Raw genomic sequence first — 16,575 nt, 5'->3', positions numbered from 1 at the left:
GCGCCCGCGCCCCGGACGGCGGCACCGCGCCCCAGGCGCGGCCGTGCCGCCGGACCGGAACCAGACGCGGCGCCCGGGAGCGTGACGGGAGAACCCCGCATGCTCGAGTCCAACGAAGACACCAATGCCCCCGGTGACAAGCTGCCGCCGCGCCGCAGGCGCCGCGCCGCTTCCCGCCCCGCCGGTCCGCCGGTGACGGGCGGAGCCGCCGACACCACCGACACCACCGAGAACGCGCCGGCCGACACGCCGGTCGCGGAGGCCGCGCCCGAGGCCGCCGCGCCCGCCGGGACGGCTCCCGAGACGGCCTCCGAGGCCGCTCCCGCGCCGCGTACCCGCCGCCGGGCCACCCGCAAGGCCGCCGCCCCGGTCGCGGAGGCCCCGGCCGAGGAGACGGCAGAGGCACCGGAACCGGCCGCCGAGACCGCGCCCGAAGCCGTCGCGGAGGCCCCCGAGGCAGCCCCGGCGCGCCCGGCCCGTCGCCGCGCCACGCGCAAGGCCACGTCGCCGGTGACCTCCCCGGCCGCCGCCGGGGAGGCGTCCGTCGCCGACACGCCGGTCGCGGAGGCCGCGCCCGAGGCCGCCGCGCCCGCCGGGACGGCTCCCGAGACGGCCTCCGAGGCCGCTCCCGCGCCGCGCACCCGCCGCCGGGCCACCCGCAAGGCCACCGCCCCGGCCGGCGCGCCCGCCGCCGCGGAGGCGCCCGCCCCCGCCGCCGAGCCGGTCGCCGCCGAGCCGGTCGCCGAGACCGCGCCCGAGGCCGTCGCGGAGGCCCCCGAGGCCGCTCCCGCGCCGCGCACCCGCCGTCGGGCCACCCGCAAGACCGCCTCGCCCGAGCCGGACGCCGAGACGCCCGCCGGCGAGTCGCCGCCCGAGGCCGCCGTCGCGCAGATCGCCGCCGACGAGCCCGAGGTCGCCGCCGCCGAGACCGCCGCCACGCGCGGCCGGGGCCGCCGCCGCGCCGCCTCCCCGCAGTTCACCTCCGAGCCGGCCCCGGCCCGCGAGCCGCGCCGCGCCGCGCGCCCCGCCGTCGCCGTCTTCCAGGCCCCGGTCTTCACCGAGCCGATGTTCCAGACCCCGGAGACCGCCGCGGCCGCCGCCGCCGCTGCCCCGGTGGAGCCGGAGGACGAGGAGACGGCGGACGAGACGGTCGAGACCGTCGAGGCCGTGGAGACCGCCGAACCCGCCGAGCGGGCCGAGTCCGGGTCCCGCCGTCGCCGCCGCCGTCGTGGCGAGCCCGTCGCCGTCGAGCCCGTCCCGGCCACCGTCGCCGACGAGCCCGAGGTCGAGGCCGCCGCCGACGAGGTGGAGGAGGCCGAGGAGAACGACGAGACCGGCGAGTACGAGGACCGTCCGTCCCGCCGTCGCCGTCGCGGCGGCCGTCGCCGCCGCCGCGGTGAACTCGCCGAGGCCGAGGAGACCGAGGAGGACGAGGAGCCGCACGCCGAGGACGAGTCCGACGACGCGGACTCCCACGACGCCGACGACTCCGACCACGACGAGGAGGAACAGGACGAGGCCGGGGCCCACGCCGGCGGTTCCAGCAGCTCCCGCCGCCGCCGTCGCCGTCGCCGTCGCAGCGGGGACGCCGCCGAGGCCGAGGCGGGCGACGAGGACGGCGTCCGTACGGTCGTCAAGGTCCGCGAGCCCCGCCCGGCCCGTGAGAAGGCCGAGCCGGGCACCGGGGCCGACGAGGTCCAGTCCATCAAGGGCTCGACCCGCCTGGAGGCCAAGAAGCAGCGCCGCCGCGAGGGCCGCGAGCAGGGCCGCCGCCGCGTCCCGATCATCACCGAGGCCGAGTTCCTGGCCCGCCGCGAGGCCGTCGAGCGCGTCATGGTCGTCCGCCAGAACGGCGAGCGCACCCAGATCGGCGTCCTGGAAGACAACGTGCTGGTCGAGCACTACGTCAACAAGGAGCAGGCCACCTCGTACGTCGGCAACGTCTACCTGGGCAAGGTCCAGAACGTCCTGCCGTCGATGGAGGCCGCCTTCGTCGACATCGGCAAGGGCCGCAACGCCGTCCTGTACGCCGGCGAGGTCAACTTCGAGGCGCTCGGCATGGCCCACGGGCCGCGCCGCATCGAGACCGCCCTCAAGTCCGGCCAGCCGGTCCTCGTCCAGGTGACGAAGGACCCGATCGGCCACAAGGGCGCCCGTCTGACCAGCCAGGTCTCCCTGCCCGGCCGCTACCTCGTGTACGTGCCCGAGGGCTCGATGACCGGCATCAGCCGCAAGCTCCCGGACACCGAGCGCGCCCGCCTCAAGACCATCCTCAAGAAGATCGTCCCCGAGGACGCGGGCGTCATCGTGCGCACCGCCGCCGAGGGCGCGAGCGAGGACGAGCTGCGCCGCGACGTCGAGCGCCTGCAGGCGCAGTGGGAGGAGATCCAGAAGAAGGCGAAGAGCGGCAACGCCCCGACGCTGCTCTACGGCGAGCCGGACATGACCGTCCGGGTCGTCCGCGACATCTTCAACGAGGACTTCTCCAAGGTCATCGTCAGCGGCGACGACGCGTGGGAGACCATCCACGGGTACGTCAGCCACGTCGCCCCGGACCTGATCGACCGCCTGTCCAGGTGGACGAGCGAGGTGGACGTCTTCGCGACGTACCGGATCGACGAGCAGCTGATGAAGGCGCTCGACCGCAAGGTGTGGCTGCCGTCCGGCGGCTCGCTGGTGATCGACAAGACCGAGGCGATGATCGTCGTCGACGTCAACACCGGCAAGTTCACCGGCCAGGGCGGCAACCTGGAGGAGACCGTCACCAGGAACAACCTGGAGGCGGCCGAGGAGATCGTGCGCCAGCTCCGTCTGCGCGACCTCGGCGGCATCGTCGTCATCGACTTCATCGACATGGTCCTGGAGTCCAACCGCGACCTGGTGCTGCGCCGCCTCCTGGAGTGCCTGGGCCGGGACCGGACCAAGCACCAGGTGGCCGAGGTCACCTCGCTCGGCCTGGTGCAGATGACCCGCAAGCGGGTCGGCCAGGGCCTCCTGGAGTCCTTCTCCGAGACCTGCGTCCACTGCAACGGCCGCGGCGTCATCGTCCACATGGAGCAGCCGACCACCTCCGGTGGCGGTGGCGGCGGCAAGCGCGCGAAGAAGCGCGGCCGTGGCGGGGACGGGCACGAGCCCACCCACGAGCACGAGCACGAGCAGGACGAGGCCGTGGAGTCCGGTTCGGACGCCGCGACCCAGGAGGTCGAGACCGAGGCCGAGGTGGCGGCGGAGCTGGCCGCCCCGGTGGCCCTGCCGGAGCCGATCGCCCCGGACGAGGAGCTGTACGGCTCCATCGCCGAGGCGGAGGCCGCCGCGTCGCGCGGTGGCCGTGGCCGCCGCCGCGCCACCCGCCGGGCGACCGCCCAGGCCGCCCCGGCGGCTCCGGCGCCCGAGGCTCCGGCGGCCCCGGCGGCCCCGGCGGCCGAGGCTCCGGTCGTGGAGGCCGGGACCGTCGTGGCCGAGCCGACCGCGCAGCCCGCACCCGCTCCCGTGGTGGAGGCGGAGACCGTGGCCGAGGAGGCCCCGGCCCCGCGCCGCCGCCGTGCCACCCGCCGGGCGACCTCCCCGGTCGTCTCCACCTCGGAACCGGCCGAGCCGGTCACCGTCGTGGAGCCCGCCCCGGAGCGGGCACCGGAGCCGGCCGCTCCCGAGCGGACCGCCCCGGAGCCCGCCGTGACCGAGGAGCCCGCCGCCGCGCCCGCCGCCGAGGAGGTCCCCGCGGCCGCCCCGCCGCGCGCCCGCCGCCGGGTGGTCCGCAAGGCCACCGCCCCCGCCGGTTCGCCCGCGGGCGCCGAGGAGGCCGCCGTCGTCGTGGTCACCACGGCCCCGGCCGTGTCCGGGACCCCGGAGAGCGGTGCCGAGGCCGGTACCGAGGCCGAGCCCGCCCCCGCCAAGAAGACGGCGGCGCGCAAGACCGCGGCGAAGAAGGCCACGGCCAAGAAGGCCACCGCCAAGAAGACGGCGGCGACCAAGAAGACCGCGGCGAAGAAGACGACGACCGCCAAGAAGACCGCGGCCAAGAAGACGGCGGAGAAGCCCGCCGCTCCGGCCCAGGACTGACCGGCGGGTGCGGGCCGCTCCCCCTCCCCGGAGGGGGAGCGGCCCGCACCGCTCGGGCGGATTTGACCCCTCGTGGCAGCCGCCCGTACCCTTGACCGTCGGCGTGTCTCTTGACACGCCGCGCCTCTGAGCACCTCCCTCCCGCCCGCCGGGAGAGGCCGCTCGTCCGATTCCGGAACGCCACGGACCCCCGGGTCCGTGTGGGCGGCTGGCGTCAGAGGTTTCATCCCGAGTGAGAGAGAGATCCGCGTGTACGCCATCGTGCGCAGCGGTGGTCGCCAGCACAAGGTTGCTGTCGGCGACATCGTTGAGGTTGACAAGATTTCCACTGCCAAGGTCGGCGACACGGTCGAGCTCTCGACCCTGCTCGTTGTCGACGGCGATGCCGTGACCAGCGACCCGTGGGTCCTCGACGGCATCAAGGTCACGGCCGAGGTCGTGGACCACCACAAGGGCGCCAAGATCGACATCCTGCGCTACAAGAACAAGACCGGCTACCGTCGTCGCCAGGGTCACCGTCAGCAGTACACGGCGATCAAGGTCACCGCGATCCCGTCGGCCGCGAAGTAAAGAGGGACTGAGCAATGGCACACAAGAAGGGCGCATCGTCCACCCGGAACGGTCGTGACTCCAACGCCCAGCGCCTCGGCGTGAAGCGTTTCGGCGGTCAGGTCGTCAACGCGGGTGAGATCCTGATCCGCCAGCGCGGCACTCACTTCCACCCGGGCGCGGGCGTCGGCCGTGGCGGCGACGACACGCTGTTCGCCCTGCAGGCCGGTTCGGTGCAGTTCGGCACCCACCGTGGCCGCAAGGTCGTGAACATCGTTCCGGTCGCCTGATCGGAATACTTTGCGGAGGCGGACCTCACTTCCCGGAAGGGAAGCGGGTCCGCCTTTCGCGTGTTACTAGATAGACATCCCGCACGTATTTCTCTGGAGGCACCCCCATGACCACCTTCGTGGACCGCGTCGAGCTGCACGTCGCCGCGGGTAACGGAGGCCACGGCTGCGCCTCCGTTCACCGGGAGAAGTTCAAGCCGCTCGGCGGCCCCGACGGCGGCAACGGCGGCCGTGGCGGTGACGTGATCCTGGTCGTCGACCAGGCGGTCACCACCCTGCTCGACTACCACCACTCGCCGCACCGCAAGGCCACCAACGGCCAGCCGGGCGCGGGCGACAACCGTTCCGGCAAGGACGGTCAGGACCTGGTCCTGACCGTGCCCGACGGCACCGTCGTCCTCGACAAGCAGGGCAACGTGCTCGCCGACCTGGTCGGCCAGGGCACCACCTTCGTCGCGGGCCAGGGCGGACGCGGCGGCCTCGGCAACGCGGCGCTGTCCTCGGCGCGCCGCAAGGCCCCCGGCTTCGCGCTCCTCGGCGAGCCCGGCGAGGCCCGGGACATCGTCCTGGAGCTCAAGACCGTCGCCGACGTGGCCCTCGTCGGCTACCCGAGCGCCGGCAAGTCCTCCCTCATCTCGGTCCTGTCGGCCGCCAAGCCGAAGATCGCGGACTACCCCTTCACGACGCTCGTCCCGAACCTGGGCGTCGTCACCGCCGGCGCGACCGTCTACACCATCGCGGACGTGCCGGGCCTGATCCCGGGCGCGAGCCAGGGCCGCGGCCTGGGCCTGGAGTTCCTCCGCCACGTGGAGCGCTGCTCGGTCCTCGTCCACGTCCTGGACACGGCGACGCTGGAGTCCGACCGCGACCCGCTCTCCGACCTCGACGTCATCGAGGAGGAGCTGCGGCAGTACGGCGGTCTGGAGGACCGGCCCCGGGTCGTCGTCCTCAACAAGATCGACATCCCGGACGGCCAGGATCTCGCGGACATGATCCGCCCGGACCTGGAGGCCCGCGGCTACCAGGTGTACGAGGTCTCCGCCGTGGCCCGCACCGGTCTGAAGGAGCTCTCCTTCGCCCTCGCCGGCATCGTGGCCGAGGCGCGCGCGGCCAAGCCGGTGGAGGAGGCGACCCGCATCGTCATCCGCCCGAAGGCCGTCGACGAGACGGGCTTCACGGTCACGTACGACGAGGCCGAGGACGTCTACCGGGTGCGCGGCGAGAAGCCGGAGCGCTGGGTCCGCCAGACCGACTTCAACAACGACGAGGCCGTGGGCTACCTGGCCGACCGCCTCAACCGCCTCGGCGTCGAGGACGCGCTGATGAAGGCGGGCGCCCGCGGGGGCGACGGCGTCGCGATCGGCCCCGAGGAGAACGCGGTCGTCTTCGACTGGGAGCCCACCATGATGGCCGGAGCCGAGATGCTCGGCCGCCGCGGCGAGGACCACCGTCTGGAGGCCCCGCGCCCCGCGGCGCAGCGCCGCCGGGACCGCGAGGCGGAGCGCGACGACCCGCAGCGCGAGTTCGACGAGTTCAACCCGTTCTAGGGCGTCCGTCGAAAGCCCCGCCTGCGCGGTACGTCCCCCGGGCCGGGGCACTCCGGCCCGGCCCCGCGGCGACGCCGTGGGACCGGGCCGACCCCGTACCGCCGTCGGGGCCCGGCCGGCGGCGCCCACGGCCCGGGTCCGGGGAGGTTTCCCGGACGGTTTCCGCGCGGTCCCGCGGCCGTCCCGGCGGGGGAGGCGCTCCCGTAGGATTCACGGGTGAGTGAGACCCCCCGGCCGCAGGACCCGGCCCGTGTCAGTGTCGTCGTCATCGCCTACAACGACGCGGTCCACGTCGGCGACGCGATCCGCTCCGCCCTCGCGCAGGGCGACGCGGTCGGCGAGGTCGTCGTCGTCGACGACGCCTCCGGGGACGACACGGCCGCGGTGCTCGCCGGGTTCGCCGACGAGCCGCGGGTGCGGTCGCTGGTCCGCAAGGAGAACAGCGGCGGTTGCGGCACTCCCCGCAACGACGGAGCCGAGGCCGCCGTCCACCCGTACGTCCTCTTCCTGGACAGCGACGACCTGCTGGTGCCGGGCGCCGTCGACGGGCTGCTCGCGGTCGCCGTCGAGCGGCGCGCGGACGTCGTCGCCGGCGTCTGTGTGCGGCGCGAACTCCCGGAGGGCCGCGAGACCGTCTGGGCGCCCTCGCTGTACGACGTCTCCCGGGGCGCCACGCTCCCGGGCACCGTCCTCGACGGCATCGAGGAGCATCCCGAGTTCCTCCTCGACACCCTCTCCGTCAACAAGCTCTACCGGCGCGACTTCCTCGACCGGCACGCGATCCGCTTTCCCGACGGGGCCTTCCACTACGAGGACTTCGTCTTCAGTGCCCGCGTCCAGGCCGCCGGGCCCCGGCTCGCCGTCACCGACGTGCCCGTGTACGTGTGGCACGTGCGGCGGCGGGCCGCGACCCTGTCGATCTCGCTGCGCCGCGCCTCGCTCGCGAACTGGGAGCACCGGATCGCCGCGCACGCCGCCGTCGTCGAGGTCTTCCGCGAAGCCGGCCGGCCCGCGCTCGCCCGTGCCGCGCAGACGAAGTTCCTCGATTACGACCTTCCCATGTACCTGCGCGAACTGCCCCAGCGGACCGCCGCCTACCGGGCCGGCTGGTGGTCTGCGAGCCGCGACCACCTGGCCGGGTTCGACACCGCCGCGATCGACGCCGCCGAAGCGCCGTCACGCTGGCTGTGCGCCGCTCTCGGGGCGCTCGCCGCCGTGCCCGGGGGACGGGAGCTGACGCGGCTCGTCGAACTGGCGTCCCCCCGGCCCCGGCTCGTCCCCCCGTACGCGCACGCCGGGGACGGTTCCCCCGTCCTCGCCGCGGCCCCCGCCGACGTCCCTCTGGACGGCTTCGCGGAGCTGGCGCCCGCCGGACTTCCCGTCGCCGTCGACGGCTCGGTGGCGGTCGGCGCGACCACTCGCCTGACCCTGACCGTCCACGAGCTGTACGGGCGCGTGGGCGCGCTGCGTCCCGTCGCCGTCCGGGCCGTGTTCACCGAGCGCGTCTCGGGCGCCGAACTGCCGGCCGAAGCCCCGTTGCTGACGGTGGAAGGAGGCTGGACCGCGACCGTACGGGTGCCGACCGCGAAGCTGCTCCGCGCCGGCCGGCTCGCCGCGTGGTCGCTCGTGGCCGAGATACGCTACGCCGACGGCTCGACGGGTTCGGCCGAGGTGAGGGTCCCCGAGGGGTTCGCGGGCCGGCGCGGCGTGGTCCTCGGACGTCTGGGCCGGGTGCTGCTCGTCCAGGTGGTGGCCTCCGCGCGGCGCGGTCTCGTCCTCCGGTTCGCGGGGGGTGCGCTGGGGGCCCGTCAGGTGGTCTCGGGACGTCTCAAGAGGCTTTTCGCGATGCGGTGAACATCACCGAAGGTGCGAGAGACCAGGTATGGAACAATTCCTCCTGCCGGGTAGTCTTTCCGGTCGCCGGGTGGCGCCCTTCGAACGCTCGTAGCGGCACCCACCACCATCGAAGGCAGTAGTGCGCCACTGATCCTGGCGCAGGCAGCGCAGCCATCGGCCCAGACGCGTGCCGGATGTTGCCGCCCGCATTTGTGAGAGGACTTGGATGCCGACTAGCGACGTCCCCGATGTGAGCGTCGTCGTCATCGTCTACAACGATGAGGAACGGCTCCCCCGAGCGGTCCGGTCCCTGCTCGACCAGACCCTGAACAACCTCGAAGTGATCATCGCCGACGACTGTTCGACCGATGGCACCGAGGGCGTCGCGCGGGCTCTGGAGGCATCCGACCCGCGTGTGCGCTACGTGCGCCTCGAACAGAACAGCGGCGGTTGCAGTGCCCCCCGCAACCGCGGCATCTCGGTCGCGCGCGCGCCGTACATCATGTTCCTGGACAGCGACGACCAGCTGCCGCGCCACGCCTGCAAGAGCATGCTCCTCGTCGCCGAGGAGACGGGCGTCGACTTCGTCACCGGCGAGGTCACCCGCCTCTTCGAGGAGACGAACACCACCGGTCTCTGGTACCCGCACCTCTTCACCGAGAAGCGGGTCGTGAACGGCATCGCCGAGCACCCCGAGTACTTCTTCGACCACCTGTCGACGAACAAGCTCTACCGGACCGCCTTCATCCGGGACAACGGCCTCACCTTCCCCGAGGGCATCCACTACGAGGACCAGCTCTTCTCCGCGCAGGCGTTCTCGCTCGCGGAGACCTTCGCGGTCGTCCCGTGGTCGGTCTACACCTGGCGCCTCGCCCCGGCGAGCGTCTCCATCTCCTCCAGCCGTCACAAGATCCAGAACGTGGCGGACCGCATCGGCGTGGCCCGGCTCATCGACACCTGGTTCGAGGAGAACGGACGCGCGGAGCTGCGCGCGGAGAAGGACTACAAGTTCCTCCGCCACGACTTCCGGCTGTACCTGGGCGACCTGCCGTTCCGCGACCTCGAATGGATCGCCGAGTTCGCGGAGGTCGTCAACCCGTACCTGGACGAAATCTCCGCCGAGACCTACGCGCGCCTCTCCCGCGAGGAGCGGATCTGCATCCACCTGCTGCGCACCGGCCGCCTGGAGGAGCTCCGGGTCGCCGCGCGGCAGCTGGGCCGTCCGGCGCTCGCCCCCCGCTTCGTCACCGAGCAGGACGGCGTGACCTACTGGGGCGCCGTCGCTCCCGCCGACGAGGCGACCCGCGGCGAGCTGGACATCACCGAATGGCACGTGCGCGACCAGGCGCTCGCCACCGGCCGGCTCCGGCACGAACTCACCTCGGTGTCGATGCGCGGACCGGTCATGCACCTGGAGATCCGCACGTACGACCCTGCCGGCCTGATCACCGGGGGCACCAGGGCGTCGGTCAAGCTGGCCGCGCACAGGACGCCGCTCACCGTGCCGCTCACCCTCCGCCCGGACGGCGAGGGGCAGTACGTCTCCGCGGCCGCGCTCGACCTCCGCAAGGTGCCCGTGGGCAGGGTCGGTGTGGCGACCCGACGCCACCCGGTGGTCGCCCTGGAGCGTGACGGCGAACGCCGCACGGACATCCTGCTGGCCGAGCACGACCAGCCCGACTTCCGCGCCACCGTCGTCTACCACAAGTTCGGCATCCACCACCTTCGCGTCGGGGCGGAGCAGAAGGGCGCCGGCCGCCTCGAGGTGACCTGGCGGCGGTCCGGTGTCCTGAAGTCCCTGGAACCGCTCGGCCCCTACGCCCGCAAGGCCAAGGGCAAGGTCGGCAAGGTCCGGAAGATCCTCGTCGGCAACGAGGGCAAGGCCACCGCGTACGACGCCGTCTCCAAGCTGCCGCGCAAGCGCAGCCTGGCCGTCTTCGAGGCGATGGAGGGCCGCGGCTACGCGGACAGCCCGCGCTACATCTACGAGGAGCTGAAGCGCCGCAACCTCCCGATCGACGTGGTCTGGTCGTACTCCGGCGACCGTTCCTCCTTCCCCGACGACATCACGCTCGTGAGGCGCGGCAGTTTCGCCTACGGCCGCGCGCTGGCCCGGGCCACCTACTGGGTCGACTCGCACAACCTGCCGTACCTCTACCCGAAGCCGAAGGGCACCCGGTACCTGCAGACCTGGCACGGCCAGACCTTCAAGGCGATGGGCTTCGACGTCCCCTCGATGCGCGCCGCCTCGGACATCGAGAAGGAGCGTTTCCGCGCGGCCGTGGGCCGCTGGGACGCGCTCGTCTGCCCGAGCGCCGAGTTCGAGCGGACCTTCGTCCCCGCCTTCGAGGTCTCGGCCGACCTGATCCGCTCCGGCTACCCGCGCAACGACGTGCTGGTGCGCTGGGCGGAGCCCGAGCAGAAGGCGAGGGCCGCCGCCGTGCGTGAGGCCCTGCGCATCCCGGCCGACAAGAAGATCCTGCTCTACGCCCCGACCTTCCGCGACGCGGCCCGCCGCACCGGCCAGTCGGTCCGGGTGGACCTCGAAGCGATGGCCCCGCAGCTTTCCGGCGACTGGGTCGTCATCGTACGCACCCATCCGTACGACCGGTTCAAGATCACCCCCGAGCTGGGGCACTTCCTGCGCGACGGTTCGGCCTACGCCGACATCAACGACGTGATGCTGGTCTCGGACGCCGTCCTCACGGACTACTCGTCGCTGATGTTCGACTACGCCAACACCGGCCGCCCGATCCTGCTCTACACGGACGACTACGAGACGTACCGGGGCGGTGACCGCGGCACCTATTACGACCTCCAGGACATCGCGCCCGGTCCGATGCTGACGACCACCGAGGAGCTCGTCGCCGCCGTGCGGGACCTGGAGGGCGTCCAGGAGCGGCACGCGCAGCAGTACGCGCGCTTCCAGGAAATGTTCTGCTCGTACGAGACCGGCCATGCCAGCAAGATGGTGGTCGATGCTTTTTTCGAAGGCGGCACCCATGACTGAGGCGACCCCCGCCCGCAAGAACGTGTTCTTCGTCGGTATCGACGTGGACTCGATGGGCGGCTCCCAGCGGGTGCTGCACACCCTCGCGCAGGGAATGGGCGAGCGCGGCCACCGGGTCGAGCTGATCGGCATCCGGCCCAGCTCGGAGCCCTTCCCCTACAACGCCACGCGCGCGTACCGGCACACGACGCTCTACCCGGCTCCCTCCGCGCCCAAGCCGCCCGTGCGCACGGTCGGCGACCGGCTCAGCCTGGCGCGGCGCGCCGACGCCCGGCGGGCCCGGACCGACCGCGACAACGCGCGGGCGGAGATGCAGCGGAAGCTGGCGGCGGTCGAGGACGGCTACATCGTCTTCGGCTCGCCGTGGGCCGTGGACTGGGTGATGCCGCTGAAGTGGCGTCACCTCAAGGGCATCGGGCAGTACCACGAGTCCTTCGCGCAGGCGAAGCGCAGTGCCAACCTGGGGCTGATCCGGCGTCACTACCCCGAACTGGAACAGACCCTGGTCCTCTCCGAGGGGGACGCGGTCGAGTTCGTCAACCAGCGCGTGCCCAATGTGCGGGTCATGCCCAACCCGCTGCCGTTCTACCCCGACGAGCCGGCCCCGCTGGACACCCGCAGGATCGGCGCGGTCGGGCGGCTCGACCCGATCAAGCGGTACGACCGGATGATCGAGGCGTTCGCCCAGGCTCACGAGGGACGCGACGGCTGGGAGCTGCACCTCTTCGGCGAGGGCCCGTTGGAGGCCGAGCTGCGGATGAAGGCCGAAGACCTCGGAGTCGCCGAGCAGGTCGTCTTCCGGGGAACCGCCGAGGACATGGCCTCCGCCTACCGCGAGCTGTCGGTCGTGGCGATCAGCAGCGAGCGCGAGGGCCGGCCGATGGCGCTGGCCGAGGCCGCCGCCTGCGGTGTGCCGTGCGTCAGCTTCGACGTCTCCGGCGGTGTCCGGGAACTCGTCGCGGACGGCGTCACCGGCACCCTGGTGCCGCCGGCCGACGTACCGGGCCTCGCCACCGCGCTCGGCGCGCTGATGGACGACGCCGAACTGCGGCAGCGGTACGGCAGGGCCGGGCGGGAGCACGTCGCGCATCTGGCGCTGCCGCACATTCTGGACCGCTGGGAAGCCGCGTTCGAGGAGATCGAGCGCTAGGACGCGTCCCGGGAGCCCCGTCCGGACCGGTGTCCGGGCGGGGTTTCGCGCGTTCCGGTCCCGTTCGCGGACCCCGGGGAGCCCCGAAGGAGGTCGCTACACTGTCGGAATGACCTGGCTCATCACCGGCGGTGCCGGTTACATCGGTTCCCACGTCGTCAAGGCAATGACCGAGGGCGGCGAACGCGTCGTCGTGGTCGACGACCTCAGCACGGGAAACCCGGCGCGGGTCCCCGGGGGCGTCGTCATCGAGAAGGGCACGGTTCTCGACAGGGAGTTCCTCGACCGGGTGCTCCGGGAGCACGAGGTCGAGGGCATCGTGCACCTGGCCGCCAAGAAGCAGGTCGGCGAGTCGGTCGAGAAGCCGCTCTTCTACTACCGCGAGAACGTGACGGGGCTGCAGACCGTCCTCGACGCGGCCGTCGCCGCCGGCGTGAAGAGCTTCCTCTTCTCCTCCTCCGCCTCCGTGTACGGCATGCCCGACGTGGACCTCGTCACCGAGGAAACCGAGTGCCTGCCCCTCAGCCCGTACGGCGAGACCAAGCTCGTCGGCGAGTGGATGGCGCGCGCGGTCGGCCAGGCGCACGGCCTGTCCACCGCCTGCCTGCGTTACTTCAACGTGGCGGGCGCGGCGGCCCCCGAGCTGGCCGACACCGGCGTCTTCAACCTGGTGCCGATGGTCTTCGAACGGCTCGACAACGGCGAGGCCCCGCGCATCTTCGGCGACGACTATCCGACGCCGGACGGCACCTGCGTCCGTGATTACATCCACGTCGCCGACATCGCGGACGCCCACCTGGCCGCCGCCCGGGCGCTCGCCGCGGCCGGTGAGGCGGGTGAGACGGCCACGCTGACCCTGAACATCGGGCGGGGCGAGGGCGTGTCGGTGCGCGAGATGGTGAATCTCATCAACGAGATCACCGGTCACGACGCCGAGCCCGTCGTGACCCCGCGCCGGCCGGGCGACCCGGCCCGCGTGGTCGCGTCCGCGGAGCGCATCGCGTCGGAGCTGGGCTGGAAGGCGCAGTACGACGTCCGCTCCATGATCGCCTCCGCCTGGGAGGGCTGGGTCGCCCACCGCGCCGCCCGCTGACGGCCCGACAGCGCAAGGGGTGCCCCGGGACTTCCCGGGGCACCCCTTCCGCTTGGCTCCGTGGGGCTTCACGCCCCCCGGGTCAGGGCTTCGACGGCTTCCCCGGCCGGTGGATGCGTTCCACCTGGTAGTACTTGGCCGCGCACTGCGCCGCCCAGTCCCGCTTGTACGAGGAGACGAACAGCGGCTCGCTGAGGCCGCCGATCAGAACGGGCTGGTACGCCACGTCCTGGGCGCCCTTCGCGACCTCGGCCTTGATGCGCGCGTTCTGGCGGTCCCAGAAGGCGCTCCGCGTCACCGTGATCGTGGTCATCGAGTACACCGGCTGCACCAGGGCGACCACGCTGCTCAGGGCGAGCGCGCCCACCACGGTCAGCGTGGCGGCGCGGGCGGCCGGGCGGCCGGGGGCCAGGAGCAGGCGGCCGAGGCGGTACCCGCCCCACGCGCCGTACGCGCAGAGGACGAGCAGCATCGGGACGACGAAGTTCGTCCAGGTGCGGCCGTACGTCCAGCCGGTGGCCCCGTAACCGCTGCGCAGCCCGTACGTGACGCCCAGGCTCGCGAGGGCGATCAGCGGCACGGGCAGGAGCGCCACGGTCCACGTCCGCGGACGAGGACGGCCGGCTCCGGCGGAGGCGCCGGCGTCGCGTGCCCCGGACGGTTCGACGAAGGCGAGGCCCAGGCCCAGGAGGGCACCGACGCCGAGGGCTCCCAGGTAGGCCCACTGGTCGCCGATGGTCTGCCAGACGAGCCACCAGTCGTGGAACGTCTCACCCACCTCGTCGAGGGTCACGGGCTTCTTCGGGTTCTGGGAACGGCGCCACTGCGCACCCGGGGAGGTGTAGAGGGTGGCGAGCCCGACGGCGAGCCCGACGCAGGCCGCGGCGCACCACGTGGTGACGTACCAGTCCTTCGCCCGGCCGAGGCGCGGCAGGAAGACGATTCCGGCGGTGGCCGCGAAGAGGCCGGCCACCATGGTGAACGGCTCGCTGAGCATGCCGATCGCCAGACCGGTCAGGGCCACCGAGACCACGGCGGCCTTCCGGGCCCACGGGCGCCGGGAGCGGGCCGCGACCACCGCGACGAACACGGCCCAGAGACCGATCACGCTCGGCAGGGTGTGGGAGATGGTGGCCGGGGCCCAGAGCAGCACCTGGTACGCGCGCGTACCGGCGAAGAACAGCAGCGCCTCGAGGAGCGCCACGGCGGCCACGAGCAGCACCGTGGGGGGCTGGGGGCGGCCCAGGGCGCGCAGCGCGGCGCGGGCGAGCAGGAAGAGGACGACGCCGAGCGCGATCACCAGGAACGTGGGCAGCAGTTTCGGGCCCAGCATGTCGTCGAAATAGATCAGACCGGTGAGGAAGGCGTTGGTGACGCGACCGTTCTGGGTGTTGTAGAAGTCCGCGGTGATGCCCAGGGCGCCCATGTCGCGGGTCTTCCAGAGAGCGCACCAGTCGTCGGACGTGGGGCGCACGTAAAGGCCGAGGAAGGCCCCGACCGCGAGCAACACCCCCGATCCGACGGCGACGGCGAACGAGATCCCGCTCAGCGCCCGGCGGAACCCGCTCCCGCCGGGGGCGCCGGTTCCGGCCTCTCCTTCCGCCGTCCGTGCCTCATCGTGTTCTGGGATGGTGGTCCTGCTCACCGGCGGTAGCTCCTGCTGGCCCGAGGCCGTTTCTCCGGGTGGCAAAAGGGTGGAATGCCACGTATTTTCAAGGTCTTTCGCGCATGCTTTATTGTATGGACGACTGCCGACCGGGGCGGCCACGCGGGGCACGCCGGGCGGCCATCACCACCTTGTACCGCATGGTGCCGCTCGAAGAAGAGTCCGGTGGTGGCCCCTCAGAGCGAACTCTCGCCCATCTCTCTGGAGTGACCGTTCCATGACCAAACTTTCCGTCGTCGTTCCCTGTTTCAACGAGGAAGACGTCGTCGAACTCTTCGACGCACGGATGCGTGAGGTGCTCGACACCCTCCCGGTCGACTACGAGATCTGTTACGTGGACGACGGCAGCTCCGACGGGACGCTGGGCAAGCTGCGTGGAATCGCCGCCCGGCACCCGAATGGCACACAGTATGCCTCCTTCAGCCGCAACTTCGGCAAGGAGGCGGCCATGCTCGCGGGCCTGCGCAAGGCCGCCGGCGACGCCGTGGTGATCATGGACGCGGACCTCCAGCACCCGCCCGAGCTGCTCGGACGCATGCTGGACCTCTACCACCAGGGCCACGACCAGGTGATAGCGCGGCGCACCCGCGAGGGCGACAAGAAGATCCGCAGCGCCCTCAGCCGCACCTACTACCGGGCGGTCAACCGCTGGGTGGACGTGGAGATCATGGACGGTGTCGGGGACTTCCGCCTCCTCTCCCGTCCCGCCGTCGACGCCCTGCTCTCGCTCCCCGAGTACAACCGCTTCTCCAAGGGCCTCTTCTCCTGGATCGGCTTCGACGCCGTCACCTTCGACTACAAGAACGCCGCGCGCGAGGGCGGTGAGACGAAGTGGAAGTTCAGCTCCCTGGTCAACTACGGCATGGACGGGCTGATCTCCTTCAACAACCGTCCGCTGCGCATCGCCCTCTGGCTCGGCATGATGCTGACCGGCCTCGCCGCCCTGTACGCGGTCTGGGTGGTCGTCAACGCCCTCACCCAGGGCGTCACCTCGCCCGGATACGTCACCCTGGTCGCGATCATCGTCGGCCTCGGGGGCGTGCAGATGATGATGCTGGGCCTGATCGGGGAGTACATCGGCCGCATCTACTACGAAACGAAGCGCCGTCCGCACTTCCTCGTCAAGGAGACCCACCGCTCGCCCGCCCGTTCCGCCGTCGAGCGCACCCGTCTCGCCGCCACCGAGCGGGAGCACTGATGGGCACGGACCGCCGCGGGGAGGACGGTGCCGCGGAGCCGCACGGCACGGGCGGTGCCCCCGGGGTGTCCGGGACGGGCGGGACGTCCGGGACCGTCGGCGCGACCGGCGCGACCGGCGCGACCGGCGCGACCGGCGCGACCGGCGCGACCGGCGCGACCGGCGCGACCGGCGCGA

Annotated in this window: 10 protein-coding genes; 9 read left to right on the top strand and 1 reads right to left on the bottom strand. The window is 72.5% G+C overall.

Translation table 11 applies throughout. From position 1 onward, the window contains the following. The first annotated feature begins 99 nt into the window (after positions 1-99). The 8 genes from ACZ6AQ_RS11805 (at position 100) to galE (ending at position 13,534) form a co-directional block, all read left to right on the top strand. Entirely contained in the window at positions 100-4,059 is a 3,960-nt protein-coding gene (locus ACZ6AQ_RS11805) for an Rne/Rng family ribonuclease (RefSeq protein ID WP_468759408.1), read from the top strand. 249 nt (positions 4,060-4,308) lie between these two features. After that, the gene (rplU, locus tag ACZ6AQ_RS11800) at positions 4,309-4,629 is read left to right on the top strand and encodes a 50S ribosomal protein L21 (protein ID WP_388693140.1); all 321 of its coding nucleotides are present in this window, start codon (positions 4,309-4,311) and stop codon (positions 4,627-4,629) included. 14 nt (positions 4,630-4,643) lie between these two features. Continuing rightward, on the top strand, positions 4,644-4,898 hold the full coding sequence (gene rpmA, locus ACZ6AQ_RS11795; RefSeq protein ID WP_073807354.1) for a 50S ribosomal protein L27: 255 nt from the start codon (positions 4,644-4,646) through the stop codon (positions 4,896-4,898). A 107-nt stretch (positions 4,899-5,005) separates the two neighbouring features. Beyond that, positions 5,006-6,445 (top strand): GTPase ObgE, encoded by a 1,440-nt coding sequence (gene obgE / locus ACZ6AQ_RS11790; RefSeq protein ID WP_388693143.1) that lies wholly within the window; start codon positions 5,006-5,008, stop codon positions 6,443-6,445. A gap of 216 nt (positions 6,446-6,661) precedes the next feature. Beyond that, positions 6,662-8,299 carry a glycosyltransferase family 2 protein gene (locus ACZ6AQ_RS11785; RefSeq protein ID WP_468759407.1) on the top strand — a complete coding sequence of 546 codons (1,638 nt, stop codon included), beginning with the start codon at positions 6,662-6,664 and terminating at the stop codon, positions 8,297-8,299. 208 nt (positions 8,300-8,507) lie between these two features. Next, positions 8,508-11,291, top strand: a complete 2,784-nt coding sequence (locus tag ACZ6AQ_RS11780; RefSeq protein ID WP_468759406.1) for a bifunctional glycosyltransferase/CDP-glycerol:glycerophosphate glycerophosphotransferase — start codon at positions 8,508-8,510, stop codon at positions 11,289-11,291. Then, entirely contained in the window at positions 11,284-12,441 is a 1,158-nt protein-coding gene (locus ACZ6AQ_RS11775) for a glycosyltransferase (RefSeq protein WP_468759405.1), read from the top strand. The genes ACZ6AQ_RS11780 and ACZ6AQ_RS11775 overlap by 8 nt, the downstream gene beginning before the upstream one ends. Positions 12,442-12,550: 109 nt before the next feature. Continuing rightward, a complete protein-coding gene (gene galE, locus ACZ6AQ_RS11770; protein WP_468759403.1) occupies positions 12,551-13,534 on the top strand; it encodes a UDP-glucose 4-epimerase GalE in 984 nt (327 codons plus the stop codon). 82 nt (positions 13,535-13,616) lie between these two features. Here galE and ACZ6AQ_RS11765 read toward each other — a convergent pair whose 3' ends face one another. Further along, positions 13,617-15,179, bottom strand: a complete 1,563-nt coding sequence (locus ACZ6AQ_RS11765; protein WP_468759402.1) for a DUF6056 family protein — start codon at positions 15,177-15,179, stop codon at positions 13,617-13,619. A 238-nt stretch (positions 15,180-15,417) separates the two neighbouring features. Here ACZ6AQ_RS11765 and ACZ6AQ_RS11760 point away from each other — a divergent pair, with 238 nt between their 5' ends. After that, positions 15,418-16,398, top strand: a complete 981-nt coding sequence (locus ACZ6AQ_RS11760; protein ID WP_468759400.1) for a glycosyltransferase family 2 protein — start codon at positions 15,418-15,420, stop codon at positions 16,396-16,398. The last annotated feature ends 177 nt before the right edge of the window (positions 16,399-16,575 follow it).

The organism is Streptomyces sp. NPDC041191, assembly GCF_055591945.1.
This window is presented reverse-complemented; position numbering and strand designations above follow the sequence as displayed.

Bases quoted from the DNA above. Each gene is read 5' to 3' on its own strand.
- ACZ6AQ_RS11805 (WP_468759408.1), top strand. From the start codon at position 100: ATGCTCGAGTCCAACGAAGACACCAATGCCCCCGGTGACAAGCTGCCG.
- rpmA (WP_073807354.1), top strand. From the start codon at position 4,644: ATGGCACACAAGAAGGGCGCATCGTCCACCCGGAACGGTCGTGACTCC.
- obgE (WP_388693143.1), top strand. From the start codon at position 5,006: ATGACCACCTTCGTGGACCGCGTCGAGCTGCACGTCGCCGCGGGTAAC.
- ACZ6AQ_RS11780 (WP_468759406.1), top strand. From the start codon at position 8,508: ATGCCGACTAGCGACGTCCCCGATGTGAGCGTCGTCGTCATCGTCTAC.
- ACZ6AQ_RS11775 (WP_468759405.1), top strand. From the start codon at position 11,284: ATGACTGAGGCGACCCCCGCCCGCAAGAACGTGTTCTTCGTCGGTATC.
- galE (WP_468759403.1), top strand. From the start codon at position 12,551: ATGACCTGGCTCATCACCGGCGGTGCCGGTTACATCGGTTCCCACGTC.
- ACZ6AQ_RS11760 (WP_468759400.1), top strand. From the start codon at position 15,418: ATGACCAAACTTTCCGTCGTCGTTCCCTGTTTCAACGAGGAAGACGTC.